Origin of the sequence: Sorangium sp. So ce375 (assembly GCF_051473855.1) — a bacterium.
Taxonomy (GTDB): Bacteria; Myxococcota_A; Polyangia; order Polyangiales; family Polyangiaceae; genus Sorangium.
In genome coordinates this window covers 6100729-6114567 of sequence record NZ_CP150335.1, presented here as the reverse complement: position 1 = coordinate 6114567, position 13839 = coordinate 6100729, and the positions used below count along the sequence as shown (strand labels likewise).

8 protein-coding genes are annotated in these 13839 nt (G+C 70.7%); 2 read left to right on the top strand and 6 right to left on the bottom strand.

Annotation, left to right across the window (positions count from 1 at the left end):
• Nucleotides 1-319 precede the first annotated feature (319 nt).
• Complete coding sequence (locus tag WME90_RS22565; RefSeq protein WP_437283243.1) at nucleotides 320-2899, top strand: DEAD/DEAH box helicase; 2580 nt, start codon at nucleotides 320-322, stop codon at nucleotides 2897-2899.
• A 159-nt stretch (nucleotides 2900-3058) separates the two neighbouring features.
• On the opposite strand, the gene WME90_RS22560 is transcribed toward WME90_RS22565, so the two are convergent.
• From WME90_RS22560 to kdpF, 6 genes are read right to left on the bottom strand one after another with little or no spacing between them, the layout of a single operon-like run.
• A complete protein-coding gene (locus WME90_RS22560) occupies nucleotides 3059-3766 on the bottom strand; it encodes a response regulator (protein ID WP_437283242.1) in 708 nt (235 codons plus the stop codon).
• Between the two features lie 16 nt (nucleotides 3767-3782).
• On the bottom strand, nucleotides 3783-6515 hold the full coding sequence (locus WME90_RS22555) for a DUF4118 domain-containing protein (RefSeq protein WP_437283241.1): 2733 nt from the start codon (nucleotides 6513-6515) through the stop codon (nucleotides 3783-3785).
• A gap of 14 nt (nucleotides 6516-6529) precedes the next feature.
• Nucleotides 6530-7102: a potassium-transporting ATPase subunit KdpC gene (kdpC, locus tag WME90_RS22550; protein WP_437283240.1), complete on the bottom strand. Its 573-nt coding sequence runs from the start codon at nucleotides 7100-7102 to the stop codon at nucleotides 6530-6532.
• A 28-nt stretch (nucleotides 7103-7130) separates the two neighbouring features.
• Nucleotides 7131-9320 (bottom strand): potassium-transporting ATPase subunit KdpB, encoded by a 2190-nt coding sequence (gene kdpB / locus WME90_RS22545; protein ID WP_437283239.1) that lies wholly within the window; start codon nucleotides 9318-9320, stop codon nucleotides 7131-7133.
• On the bottom strand, nucleotides 9317-11059 hold the full coding sequence (gene kdpA / locus WME90_RS22540; protein ID WP_437283238.1) for a potassium-transporting ATPase subunit KdpA: 1743 nt from the start codon (nucleotides 11057-11059) through the stop codon (nucleotides 9317-9319). The genes kdpB and kdpA overlap by 4 nt, the downstream gene beginning before the upstream one ends.
• Nucleotides 11056-11148, bottom strand: a complete 93-nt coding sequence (gene kdpF / locus WME90_RS22535; RefSeq protein ID WP_437283237.1) for a K(+)-transporting ATPase subunit F — start codon at nucleotides 11146-11148, stop codon at nucleotides 11056-11058. Before kdpF ends, kdpA begins: the two co-directional genes overlap by 4 nt.
• 296 nt (nucleotides 11149-11444) lie before the next feature.
• On the opposite strand from kdpF, the gene WME90_RS22530 reads away from it, so the two are divergent.
• Nucleotides 11445-13766, top strand: a complete 2322-nt coding sequence (locus tag WME90_RS22530) for an alpha/beta fold hydrolase (protein WP_437283236.1) — start codon at nucleotides 11445-11447, stop codon at nucleotides 13764-13766.
• Nucleotides 13767-13839 lie beyond the last annotated feature (73 nt).

The following is a 13839-nucleotide window of genomic DNA, read 5'->3' as shown; positions in this document are numbered from 1 at the left end:
TGCACCAGCCCGCTCGGCCGTGTGTGCATGGCGTTCCCCACCTGTTTCGTCCGGCCACGCTATCACGATCGCGTGACGCTGCGGGTGCCATGCGGCCCATCGCCTCCGTCCCCGGCTCGCCCGGAATGCCCGCACGGAGCCTGTTCCGTCTGTTGTGTCCTTCGTGTCTGTCGCCGGTTGCGCCTGCTGTGCCGGTTCCGTCGATGTCGCGTCGCCCGCGATCCGACCCGGACATGGAGGAGTTTGCTTGCATTCTCGCTGAAACCAGGCTTCTGCATGGTGCGCCCGCGCCACCACCGGGGCGCGCCCGACAGCCGCCATGGATCAAGCCGCCGCTCCGCTCTTCGCTCGCCTCCCGCCGTCGCCCCACGACTTCACGGCCGACGACCTCCTGAACGGCTTCCTCGACTACGTCGCCGAGCGGGGGCTCGAGCTCTACCCGGCGCAGGAGGAGGCCATCCTCGAGATCTTCGGCGGCAAGAACGTCATCCTCAACACGCCGACCGGCTCGGGCAAGTCGCTCGTCGCGGCCGCCATGCATTTCAAGGCGATGGCCGAGGGGATGAAGTCGTACTACACGTGCCCGATCAAGGCGCTCGTGAGCGAGAAGTTCTTCTCGCTCTGCAACGACTTCGGCCCTGAGAACGTGGGCATGTTGACCGGCGACGCCGCCGTGAACCGAGACGCGCCCATCATCTGCTGCACCGCGGAGATCCTCGCGAACATCGCGCTCCGCGAGGGCGAGAAGGCGCTGTGCGACTACGTGATCATGGACGAGTTCCACTACTACTCGGATCGCGATCGCGGCGCGGCCTGGCAGATCCCGCTGCTCACGCTGCCGCAGGCCAGGTTCCTGCTCATGAGCGCCACGCTCGGAGGCACCGAGTTCTTCCAGGAGGAGATCACGCGCCTGACAGGCGAGCAGACCGCCGTGATCAAGTCGACCGTGCGCCCGGTGCCGCTCGACTTCGAGTACCGCGAGACGCCGCTCCACGAGACCGTGGCGACCCTCGTGAAGAGCGGCAAGGCGCCGATCTACATCGTGAGCTTCACGCAGCGGGGCTGCGCCGAGGAGGCGCAGAACCTGATGAGCCAGGACTACTGCACCAAGGAGGAGAAGCGGGCGATCACCGCCGCCCTCGCGGGCGCGGGGCCGGGGTCCGCGTTCGGGGCCCCCTTCAAGTTCTCGAGCCCGTACGGCCGCGAGGTGCAGCGCTTCGTGAGGCACGGGATCGGGCTCCACCACGCGGGGCTCCTGCCGAAATACCGGCTGCTCGTCGAGAAGCTGGCCCAGCAGGGCCACCTCAAGATCATCTGCGGCACGGACACGCTCGGCGTCGGCGTCAACATCCCGATCCGGACGGTGCTGTTCACGAAGCTCTGCAAGTTCGACGGCGAGAAGACGGCCATCCTCAGCGTGCGTGACTTCCAGCAGATCAGCGGCCGGGCCGGCCGGAAGGGGTACGACACCCAGGGGAGCGTCGTGGCCCAGGCGCCGGAGCACGTCATCGAGAACATGAGGCTCGAGGCGAAGGCGGGGAACGACCCGGCCAAGCGGCGGAAGATCGTCAGGAAGAAGCCGCCGGAGAAGGGCTATGTGCACTGGGACCGGCAGGCGTTCGAGCGGCTGATCCAGTCGCCGCCCGAGCCGCTCGTGTCGCGGTTCCAGGTCACGCACGGGATGCTCGTCAACGTGCTCGGGCGCGAGGAGGGGGGCTGTCGGGCGCTGAAGAAGCTCATCCGCAGCACCCACGATCGGCCTGCGGTCCGGCGCCAGCACGGCAGGACGGCGATGCTCCTCTTCCGCTCGCTCGTGGAGGCGCGCATCATCGAGTTCGTCCCCAGGGAAGACGGGCCGGGGAAGCGCATCCGCATCAACGCGGATCTCCAGGAGGACTTCTCCCTGAACCACGCGCTCTCGCTCTACGTCCTCGAGACGGTGGGGAAGCTGGATCCGGACAGCGGCACCTATCCGCTCGATCTCCTGACGCTCGTCGAGTCGATCCTCGAGAACCCCGATCTCATCCTGCAAAAGCAGCTCGATCGGCTGAAGACCGAGAAGCTCGCGGAGCTGAAGGCGGCGGGCGTGGAGTACGAGCAGCGGATGGAGGAGCTCGAGAAGCTCGATTATCCGCGGCCGAACCGGGAGTTCATCTACGGGACCTTCAACGACTTCGCGCGGCGGCACCCCTGGGTGGGGCAGGAGAACATCCGGCCGAAGGGCGTGGCGCGCGAGATGTACGAGCAATACGTGTCGTTCAGCGAGTACATCCGGGAGTACAACCTGGAGCGGGCGGAGGGGCTTCTCCTCAGGTACGTCTCCGAGGTCTACAAGGCGCTCGTCCAGACGGTGCCCGAGTACGCGAAGGACAGCGACACCATCGACATGATCGCCTATTTCCGGGCGCTCATCCGCGGCGTGGACTCGAGCCTGCTCGACGAGTGGGAGCGGCTGCGCGATCCGTCGTTCCAGCCGCGCTCGGCGGCCCCGGGCAGCGCCGTGGAGCCGGCCGCGTTCGACGTCACGCGGAACGTCAAGGAGTTCACGGTGCTCGTGAGGAACGAGCTCTTCTTCTTCCTGCGCGCGCTGGCCCGCCGCGACTACGAGGTCGCCGCCGAGATGGTGGAGGGCGAGGAGGCGCCCTGGACGGCGGAGCGGCTGGACGAGGCGCTCCGCGGCTATTACGCGGAGCACGCCGCCATCCGCACCGATCCGGCGGCCCGGAGCCCGAGCAACACGATCATCCATCCGGCCGAGGACGGCGGCTCCTGGGTGGTCCAGCAGATCATCGCCGATCCCGAGGACCACAACGACTGGATGCTCGACTGCAAGGTGGATCTCGATCGCTCGCGCGACGCGGGGCGGCCGGTCATCGTGCTCCGGCGCATCGCGAGCTAGAGCGGCGGTCACCCGCTTCGGATACGGGCCCATCTCGTCGTTTTCGGTGCTCAGCGCACTGGAGTGCGCTTCCGCGCCGAAAACGCCGATCTGGGCCCGTCTCCTGTGCGGGTGACCGCCGCTCTGCTCTGCATGTAGGAGAGGTGGGCGGAAACCGCTCTAGGGCTCGACCCGGGCCCCCTTGAGCCGGTAGCCGACGCCGGGCTCGGTGATCAGGATCTGAGGTCGCGCCGGGTCGCGCTCCAGCTTGTGCCGGAGCTGCGCCATGTAGACGCGCAGATAATGAGTCTGCCCCGCGTAGGCAGGGCCCCACACCTCGCCGAGGAGCTGGCGGTGCGTCAGCACCTTGCCCGCGTGCCGGATCAGCGTCGTGAGCAGCTTGTACTCGATCGGGGTCAGGTGGATCTCCCCGCCCGCCCGGAGCACGACCCGGCGTGCGAGATCGACCTCGACGTCCTGCACCTTGAAGCTCGAGCTCTCCTCCTTCGCGGCGTGGGCGGCGTGGCGCAGCGCCACGCGCAGCCGCGCCAGGAGCTCTCCCGCGCTGAACGGCTTTGTCAGGTAATCGTCGGCGCCGCCGTCCAGCGCGTCGATCTTGTCCTGCTCCTGCCCGCGGGCCGATAACACGATGATCGGGACAGCGCTCCACTCCCGGAGCCGCCGAGTCACCTCCAGGCCATCCATGTCAGGGAGCCCGAGATCGAGGAGCACGAGATCGGGATTGCGCGTCGTCGCCTGAGCGATCCCGTCGCCGCCCGTCTCCGCCTCCACGAGCCGGTAGCCGCGGGCCACCAGCATCGCGCGAAGGAACCGCCGCATCTGCGGCTCGTCCTCGATCAGCAGCACGAGGGGGGACGCGTCCGACATTCGCCCGACCAGGCTATCAAGCCCCCGACGCCGCCGGCAGCTCCGCGGTCGCGACGTTCGGCGGGCGGCCCTCGATGGGCAACGTCACGCGGAAGATCGCGCCCCCGTGAGGCCGGTTCTCCGCCGTGATCCGCCCGCCGTGCGCGGCGACGATGCCGCGGCAGATCGTGAGGCCGAGGCCGAGCCCCTGCCGGCCGTGACCGCGGCCCCGATAGAACTTCTCGAAGACGAGCTCCTCCTCGCCCTCGCCGATCCCCAGGCCGCGATCCTTGATCTCCAGCATCGCCACGCTCCCCTCGGTGAACCCCCGGATCGCGATCGGGCTGCCGGCGGGCGAGTACTTGAGCGCGTTCTCGAGCAGGTTGATCAAGACCTGCTCGATCAGCACTCCATCCATCGGGACGAGCCCAGTCGCCCGGTCCAGCTCGATCGTGATGGGCCGCCCCGCAAGGTGCTCCTCGACGCGGTTCAGCGCGGCCCCGACGACCTCCTCGAGCGGCAGCCACTCCTTCTTGACCGCGAGCGCCCCGGACTCCAGCCGCGTCATGTCCAGCAGGTTGCGGACGAGGCGCTCGAGCCGCTGCGCCTCCTCCAGCACCGTCTGCGTCAGATCGCGCCGGGCGGCCGGGTCGAGCGCCGCTTCGCCGTCGCCGTCGTCGAGCAGCGCGCCCGCGGCGCCGGTGATCGTGGCGAGCGGCGTGCGCAGATCGTGCGAGACGGAGCTCAGGAGCGTGTTGCGGAGCTCCTCCGCCTGCGCGCGGAGCTGCGCGCGCTGCGCCTCCCGCGCGAGCAGGGCGCGCTCGAGCGCGAGGGCCGTCTGCGTGGCGAAGGCGCCGAGCAGCTCGCGCCGGCTCAGGTCGAGGGACGACGACGGCTGGCGCGGGCGGACGCTGAGGACGCCGATCGGCCCGGACGAGCCCTGGAGCGGCAGGTGCATCGCGCCCGCGCTCGGGAGGGTGTCGGTCCCGGCGCCCGCGGGCTTGCCGTGCGCATAGGCCCACGCCGCGACCGCCAGCTCCTGCTCGCTCGCGGCCAGGCCCTCGGCCGTGCCCGCCCGCGCCGCGAGACGCCCGTCGGCGCCGGGCAGGAGGACGGCCGCGTCGGCGGCGAACACCTCGCCCACGTGGCGCGCGGCCGCCAGGCTGAGCCTGTCGATGCCGCGCAGGGACGTGAGCTCCCTGCTCATCGCGTAGAGCGCCGCGGTGCGCTGCTCGCGGTCGCTCGCGCTCTCGACCTGGCGGCGGATGCGCACGGTGAGGCTCGCGATGACGAGCGCCACGCTCAGCATGATCGCGAACGTGAGCAGGTACCGGAGATCGCTGACCACGAAGGTCAGGTACGGCTTGACGAAGAAGAAATCGAAGGCGGCGACGCCGAGCACCGACGCGAACACCGAGGGCGCGATCCCGAAGCGGCTCGCGATGATCACGACGCCGAGCAGGTACACCATGATGAGGTTCGCCAGATCGGAGAACGGGTGCATGAGCCACGAGACCAGCGTGCAGAGCGCCACCACGCACGCGCTCCAGACGTAGGGCAGCGGCCTCCTCGGGCGCCGCGCCGGCAGGCCGGGCTCCGGCCTCGCCGCGTCGTCCGCGCCCTGGATGACGTACACGTCGATGCCGCCGCTCTGGCGGACGAGATCGTCGAGCAGCGAGCCGTAAACGAGGTCCTTCCAGCGGGGGTGGGTCGGCTTGCCGACGACGATCTTGCTGACGTTGTGGCGCTTCGCGTACCGCAGGACCTCCGCGGCGACCTGGGCGCCGTGGAGCTGGACCGTGGTGGCGCCGAGGCGCTCGGCGAGCGCGAGGTTCCGGTCGACCCGCTCGCGGTCGGTCTGGGAGAGCCGCGTCTGCGCGGGCGTCTGCACGTAGATCGCGTGCCACTCCGCCTTCAGGCTGCCGGCCATCCGCCGCGTCGCCCGGATCAGCCGCGCCGACATGGGGCTCGGCCCCACGCAGACGACGATCCGCTCGGCGACGGCCCACGTCTTCTGGATCCCGTGGGCGCGCATGTAGCCGCGCATCTGATCGTCGACGCGCTCGGCGGTGCGCCGCAGGGCGAGCTCGCGCAGGGCGATCAGGTTGCCCTTGCGGAAGAAGCTGCTCGCCGCGCGCTCGATCTGCTCCGAGAGGTAGACCTTGCCCTCGCGCAGCCGCTCGAGGAGGTCGTCCGGCGGGAGGTCGATGAGCTCGATCTCGTCGGCGCGCTCGATCATCGAGTCGGGCACCGTCTCTCGTACGACGACGCCGGTCACCTGGGCCACCACGTCGTTCAGGCTCTCGACGTGCTGGACGTTGACGGTTGTGTAGACGTCGATGCCTGCGTCGAGGAGGTCCATGACGTCCTGCCAGCGCTTCGGGTGCCGGAGCCCCGGCGCGTTCGTGTGCGCGAGCTCGTCGACGACGAGGAGCTTCGGGCGGCGCCTTAGCGCGGCCTCGAGGTCGAAATCGCGCAGCGTCCTGCCGCGGTGCTCGACCTCGATCGCCGGCAGGCGCGGCAGCCGCGGGGGATCGTCGAGGAGCGCCTCCGTCTCGGCGCGCCCGTGCGTCTCGACCCACCCGACGACGACGTCGATCTCGTCGTCGCGGAGCGACCGCGCCGCCTTGAGCATCGCGTACGTCTTGCCGACCCCGGGCGCGGCGCCGAAGAAAATCTTGAGCTTGCCCTTCCGCTCGCGCTCTTCCTCCTCGCGGGTCACCTCGAGCAGCGCCTCGGGATCCGGCCGGTCGTCGCCTGTGTCCGTCACCGCGCGCGCTCCCCTCAGCGGGCGCCGTCGAGGGCGAGGTTCAGGAGGAGCACGTTCACGTGGGGCTCGCCGAGGATACCGAGAGCGCGCCCCTCGGTGTGCCGCGCGACGAGCCGGCGCACCTCCTCCTCCCGCAGGCCCCGCGCGCGCGCCACGCGCCGCACCTGGACCTCCGCCGCCGCGGGGCTGATGTGCGGATCGAGGCCGCTGCCGGACGCGGTCACGAGGTCGACCGGCACCGGCGCGGCGCCCTCCGGATCCGCGGCGCGGAGCGCCTCGATCCTGGCCTTGACCGCCTCGGTCAGGGCAGGGTTCCTGGGCCCGAGGTTGCTCCCGGCGGAGGCCTGCCCCGCGTAGGGGACAGGGCTCGTCGCCGAGGGGCGGCCCCAGAAGTAGCGCGGGTCGTTGAACGCCTGGCCGAGCAGGGTCGATCCGACCACGCGGCCGCCCTGGAGCACGAGGCTGCCGTTCGCCTGGTGGGGGAACGCGGCCTGCGCGATCGCGGTCGAGAGCAGCGGGTAGGCGAACCCCGTGAGGCCGGTGAGGACGAGGAGGAGGACGAGGGCGGGTCGCAGGTGCGCGAGCATGGTGTTCGATCCTTGCGTGATTGCGTGATCAGGCGAGGCCGAGGGTGGAGAGGAGGAGATCGATCAGCTTGATCCCCACGAACGGCACGATGAGCCCGCCGAGGCCGTAGACGAGCAGGTTCCTGCGGAGCATGCGCTCCGCGCCGACGGACCGGTAGCGGATGCCCCGGAGCGCGAGCGGGATGAGCGCGACGATGACGAGCGCGTTGAAGATCACCGCGGAGAGCACCGCGCTCCGCGGCGTGGCGAGCCCCATCACGTTGAGCCGCCCGAGCGCCGGGTACGTCGAGACGAAGGCGGCCGGGATGATGGCGAAGTACTTCGCGACGTCGTTCGCCAGGCTGAACGTCGTGAGCGCGCCCCGGGTCATCAGGAGCTGCTTGCCGATCTCGACGATCTCGATGAGCTTCGTCGGGTTCGAGTCGAGGTCGACCATGTTCCCGGCCTCCTTCGCGGCCTGGGTGCCCGTGTTCATGGCGACCGCGACGTCCGCCTGCGCCAGCGCCGGGGCGTCGTTCGTCCCGTCGCCGGTCATGGCGACGAGCCGGCCGCCCGCCTGGTAGTCGCGGATCAGCGAGAGCTTGGCCTCGGGCGTGGCCTGCGCCAGGAAGTCGTCGACGCCGGCCTCGGCGGCGATGGCGGCGGCGGTGAGCGGGTTGTCGCCCGTGATCATCACCGTCTTGATGCCCATGCGGCGGAGGTCGCCGAAGCGCTCCTTGATGCCGCCCTTCACGATGTCCTTGAGGTGGATGACGCCGAGCACCGCGCTGCCCTCGGCGACGACGAGCGGCGTGCCGCCCTTCCGGGCGATGGCCTCCGTCGCCGCCCGCACCGCGGACGGGACCGCTCCGCCCTTCTCCTTGACGTAGGCCTCGATCGCGTCGACGGCGCCCTTCCTGATCTCGCGGGCGCCGCTGTCGACGCCGCTCATCCGGGTCTGCGCGGAGAAGGGGACGAAGCGGGCGCTCAGGGTCGAGAGGTCGCGCTCGCGCAGGCCGTACTTCTCCTTGGCGAGCACGACGACGCTGCGCCCCTCGGGGGTCTCGTCGGCGAGCGACGCGAGCTGCGCGGCGTCGGCGAGCGCCTGCGCCCCGATCCCGTCGGCCGGGATGAGCTCCGTGGCCTGCCGGTTGCCGAGCGTGATCGTGCCGGTCTTGTCGAGCAGCAGCACGTCGACGTCGCCCGCGGCCTCGACCGCGCGGCCCGACATGGCGATGACGTTCGCCTGGATCATGCGGTCCATCCCGGCGATGCCGATGGCCGAGAGCAGCCCGCCGATGGTGGTCGGGATGAGGCAGACGAGCAACGCCACGAGCACGGTGAGGCTGACCGGGGTGCCCTGCGCCGCCGCCCGGACGCTGTAGAGCGAGTACGGCAGCAGCGTCACGGTCGCGAGGAGGAAGACGATGGTGAGCGCGGCGAGCAGGATGTCGAGCGCGATCTCGTTCGGCGTCTTCTTGCGCTTCGCCCCTTCGACCATCGAGATCATGCGGTCGAGGAACGCCTCGCCGGGGTTTCTGGAGATGCGGACGACGAGCCAGTCGGACAGGACGCGCGTCCCGCCGGTGACCGCGCTCCTGTCGCCGCCGCTCTCCCGCACCACGGGGGCGCTCTCGCCGGTGACGGCGCTCTCGTCGACCGAGGCGACGCCGACGACGATATCGCCGTCGCCGGGGATGATCGCGCCCGCCTCCACGAGCACGAGGTCCCCCCGCCGGAGGCTCGACGCCCGCACGAGGGTCTGCGCCGCGTCGCGCTCCGGGGCGGAGAGCTTCACGGCCTCGACGTCGCGCCGCGCCTTGCGGAGCGTGTCGGCCTGCGCCTTGCCGCGCCCCTCGGCCACGGCCTCCGCGAAGCTCGCGAAGAGCACGGTGAACCAGAGCCACAGGGACACCGCGAGGATGAACCCGGCCGGCTCCTCGCGCTCGTGGTGAAAGAGCGCGTGCACGAATAGGGCGGTGGTGAGCGCGCTCCCGGCGAGGACCACGAACATCACCGGGTTGCGGACCTGGTGGCGCGGGTCGAGCTTGCGGAACGCGGCGGCGATCGCCGGCTTGAGGATCGCCGGGTCGAGGAGCGGCCTCGCCGCGGTCTTCTTCCCCTCCACGTCGCGGGACGGGTGGCGCGACCTCGGCGGGGGCGACAGCTCGGGGGGCAGGGGAGCAGGCGCGCCGCGCCGGGGGCTCGCCTCGCCGAGGGGGTGGAGCTGCATGGTCATCGGGTCATCTCCAGGTGCTCGACGATCGGCCCGAGCGCGAGCGCGGGGACGTACGTGAGCGCTCCGACGAGCACCACGGTGCCCGTCAGCAGCGCGACGAACAGCGGTGTGTGCGTGGGCAGCGTCCCCGGGCCGGCCGGGACGAGCTTCTTCCGCGCGAGCGAGCCCGCGAGCGCGAGCACGGGGACGATCAGCGCATAACGACCGACGAGCATCGCGACGCCGATGGCGGTGTTGTAGAAGGGGCTGTTCGCGCCGAGCCCGCCGAAGGCGCTGCCGTTGTTGTTGGCGGCGGACGAGAACGCATAGAGCACCTCGGTGAAGCCGTGCGGCCCGGGGTTGAAGACGCCCTCCTGTCCTCCCTCGGTCATCACCGCGATGGCGGTGCCGAGGAGGACGGTGATCGCCGGGAAGAGCACGACGAGCGACGCCATCTTCATCTCGAACGCCTCGATCTTCTTGCCGAGGTACTCCGGCGTGCGCCCCACCATCAGGCCGGCCACGAAGACGGCGATGACGACGAACATCAACATGCCGTAGAGGCCTGAGCCGACCCCGCCGAACACCACCTCTCCGAGCTGCATGAGCCAGAGGGGCACGAGCCCGCCGAGGGGCGTGAAGGAGTCGTGCATCGCGTTCACAGAGCCGTTCGAGGCCGCCGTGGTGGCGGTCGCCCAGATGGCGGAGCTCGCGATGCCGAACCGTGTCTCCTTGCCTTCCATGTTGCCGCCGGCCTGGAGCGCGCTCGCCGCCTGATCGACGCCCAGGCCGGAGAGCGCGGGGTTGCCCGCCTGCTCCGAGGCGATGCAGGCGACGAGGAGGACCGCGAAGATGGCCGTCATCGCGGCGAGCACCGTCCAGCCCTGGCGCCTGTCGCCCACCATCCGGCCGAACGTGTGGCAGAGCGCGGCGGGGATGAGGAGCAGCGCGAGCATCTCGAGGAAGTTCGAGAGGGCCGTGGGGTTCTCGAGCGGGTGCGCCGAGTTCGCGTTGAAGAAGCCGCCGCCGTTCGTCCCGAGCTGCTTGATCGCGATCTGCGACGCCGCGGGCCCCATCGGGATCACCTGATGAACGACCGCGCTGCCGCCCTGATCCTTGACGGCCTGGAGCAGCGACGCGCTCTGGTGTTCCCCGAAGCCCTGCACGACCCCCTGGGACACGAGGAGGACGGTGAGCAGGAGCGAGAGCGGCAGGAGGATGTAAAGGGTGCTCCGTACGAGATCGACCCAGAAGCTCCCGACGGTGTCCGTGGTCTTCCGCGTGATCCCGCGGATCAGCGCGACGAGCACGGCCATTCCGGTCGCGGCGGAGACGAAGTTCTGGACGGTGAGCCCGGCCATCTGCGTCAGGTAGCTGAGCGTCGACTCGCCGCCGTAAGCCTGCCAGTTCGTGTTGGAGGCGAAGCTCGCTGCGGTGTTGAACGCGAGATCGGGCGGGACGGCGGTCATCCCCTCCGGGTTCAGGGGCAGGGCGCCCTGGAGCCGCTGGAGGGCATAGACGACGACGAGCCCGGCCAGGTTGAACGCGAGCACCGCGAAGGCGTAGTCCTGCCAGCGCATCTCCTGATCCGGGCGCACGCCCGCCGCGCGGCAGATGAGCCGCTCGACCGGCCCGAGGACGCGGGCCATGAGGCCGCCCTTGCCCTGGTAGACCCGCGCCATGTAGGCGCCGAGCGGGACGGAGAGGCCGATGAGGACGGCCAGGTAGAGCGCTGCCTGGAGCGCGCCGCTGGCGGTCATGACAGGCGCTCCGGCTTGAGGAGGGCAAAGATCAGGTAAAACAGGAGACTCAGGGCGAGGATGCCCGAGATCCAGGTGAACGCGGTCATGGCGCTCAAACCCTCTCGCAGAGCTTGATGAGCCCTGCGAACAGCGAAAAACAGAGGAGCGTCAGCCCCATGTAAACCATATCCATGGCGACCTCATCGGCCGCTGTCGGGCGCGCTTTCGCCCGTGCCGGCCGAGCGGGACTGAACGTAGTGCTCCGCGGGTCAAGGGGCCGTCAAGATGGGGGACGATCGCCATCAAGAAAGTATCAAGACGAAGGTGAGCCCGCGCGCCTCGGCCGTTCCCGCGGCGCGCGGCGCTGTTTGACATCCCCACGGCGACGGGAGAGATAGCGGCCATGCGAAGTCCGCTGCTCCCCGCTCGCCTTGGGCTGCTCGCCGTCCTCTCGGCCGCCGCGTGCGCCCCGCCGACCGGCGCGCCTCCGCCGAAGGCCGCCTCGCCGGCCAAGGCCGCCCCGGCCAAGGACGCCGCGGGGGTGCATCAGGCCGACTTGCCGGAGAAGACGCGCATCGCCGGGCCGGAGGCGAGCCGGATCACGGTTGCCCACCTCGGCCGGCAACCGCCGCTCGGGGCGCGGCTGCCCAGGGCGATCCAGTACGCGCCCGGCGGCAAGCTGATCACCTACCTCCAGCGGCCGGCGGACGGGCCGGAGCAGGCGCTCTTCGCCTTCGACGCCGCGTCGCGCGAGGTCCGGCAGCTCGCCGCCTCGGGCGATCTGCTGAAGGACGCGAAGCCGCTCTCCCGCGAGGAGGAGCTCCGCCGCGAGCGACAGCGCATGTTCTCCAAGGGGATCACGGCCTATTCATGGGCGAAGCGGGCAGAGGTGCTCCTCATCCCCTTCGGCGGCGACATCTTCTTGCGTGACTTGCGCGATCCGGCGGGGGCGTTCGTGCGGCTCACCGACACGCCCGAGCCGGAGATCGATGCGAAGGTGTGCGACGGCGGCGAGCGCGTCGTGTTCGTCCGCGGGCGGGAGCTCTTCATGATCGACGTCGCCTCGCGCCGCGAGACGGCGCTGACCCGGGGAGCGCCCGAGGGCGTCTCACGCGGCCTGAGCGACTTCAACGGACAGGAAGAGTTCGACGAGCCGAGCGGCTTCTGGATCTCCCCCGGGTGCGACCGGGTGGCTTACCTGGAGGTCGACGAGCGAGAGGTCGAGAAGGTGCCGGTCCTCGGCTTCCGCGAGGGCAAGGAAGACCTCATGATGGCGCGCTACCCGCGCGTCGGCGGCAAGAACCCCCGTGTCAGGGCGGGTGTCCTCGATCTCGCCACAAGGAAGACGACCTGGGTCACGTGGAAGGGCGGCGCGGAGGAGCGTTACCTCGGCCGTTTCGCGTGGGCGGAGGACGGCAAGGCGCTCTGGCTCCAGACCCTCTCGCGCGACCAGAAGCGCCTCTCGCTCCTCCGCGCGAGCCCGCGCTCGGGCGAGGCCGCCGAGGTCGTCGTCGAGACCTCGCCGACCTGGGTGGACTTCGCCGACATGCGGCTGCTCGAGCGCTCGCGGAGGTTCCTCTGGTCGACCGCCGCGACTGGCCATCACCACGTCGCGCTGCGCGACGCGGACTCGGGCGCCGAGCTCGCCCGGCTCACCGAGGGCGACTGGGATGTCACCTCGCTCCTCGCGCCGGACGAGGAGCGCGGCCTCGCGCGCTTCGTCGCGACGAAGGATAGCCCGACAGAGCGCCACCTCTACACCGTGCCGCTCGCGGGCGGCGAGGTGAAGCGGCTCACGGCCGACCCGGGGATGCACCAGATCACCGTGGATCCGAGGGGGCCGGGGTACGTGGAGCTCCACGCGGCCCTGGATCGCCCGTGGAAGGGGGTGGTGCGGGGCGCAGACAACGCCGAGCTCGGCGCGCTGCCGGCGCCCGTGGATCGCGAGCTGGCGGAGCTCGAGCTGCGCGCCCCCGAGATCGTCGAGGTGCGCGCCGCGAGCGGCGACACGCTCTACGGCGCGCTGCTCGCGCCGCGGAGGATCGAGCCCGGCCGCCGCTATCCGGTCGTGGTGAGCGTGTACGGGGGACCGGGCGTCCAGACGGTCTTCAACTCGTGGTCGCCATGGCTCCTCTGGAATCACCTCGCGGACCGCGGGGTGGTGGTGTTCCAGCTCGACAACCGCGGCTCGGCCAACCGCGGGCGCGCGTTCGAGTCGGCCATTTACGGGCGCCTCGGCGAGGTCGAGCTCGCCGATCAGATCGCGGGCCTCGATTTCCTGAAGACGCTGCCCTACGTCGACGCGGGCCGCGTCGGGATCTACGGCCACAGCTATGGCGGCAGGATGGCGCTCCAGGCGCTCCTGATGGCGCCGGACCGCTTCCACGTGGGCGTCGCGGGATCGCCGGTGACCGACGATCGGCTGTACGACACGGGTTATACGGAGCGGTACATGGGCCTCCTCGACAAGGAGGCCGCGCGGTACGAGGCGACCGATCTCACGAAGCGCGCGGGCAATCTGCGCGGCAAGCTGCTCCTGATGCACGGGGTCATGGATGAGAACGTGCACTTCGCGCACACGGCGAAGATGATCGAGGCGCTCATGGCCGCGGACAAGCGGTTCGACACGATCGTGTTCCCGGGCGAGCGGCACGGCTACCGGTCGCCGGTCGCGAGCCATTACGCGAACCGCGCCATCGTCGAGTACCTGACCGAGCACCTCTGATCGCCGCGCCCGCGCGCCCGCGCGCTCGCCGAGTTGCGCGGGGCGCGGCGGGCGCGGCGCGCGGCGGCCTGCG

Coding starts and splice junctions, on each gene's coding strand:
- WME90_RS22565 (WP_437283243.1), top strand. CDS start 320: ATGGATCAAGCCGCCGCTCCGCTCTTCGCTCGCCTCCCGCCGTCGCCC.
- WME90_RS22560 (WP_437283242.1), bottom strand. CDS start 3,766: ATGTCGGACGCGTCCCCCCTCGTGCTGCTGATCGAGGACGAGCCGCAG.
- kdpC (WP_437283240.1), bottom strand. CDS start 7,102: ATGCTCGCGCACCTGCGACCCGCCCTCGTCCTCCTCCTCGTCCTCACC.
- kdpB (WP_437283239.1), bottom strand. CDS start 9,320: ATGACCATGCAGCTCCACCCCCTCGGCGAGGCGAGCCCCCGGCGCGGC.
- kdpA (WP_437283238.1), bottom strand. CDS start 11,059: ATGACCGCCAGCGGCGCGCTCCAGGCAGCGCTCTACCTGGCCGTCCTC.
- kdpF (WP_437283237.1), bottom strand. CDS start 11,148: ATGACCGCGTTCACCTGGATCTCGGGCATCCTCGCCCTGAGTCTCCTG.
- WME90_RS22530 (WP_437283236.1), top strand. CDS start 11,445: ATGCGAAGTCCGCTGCTCCCCGCTCGCCTTGGGCTGCTCGCCGTCCTC.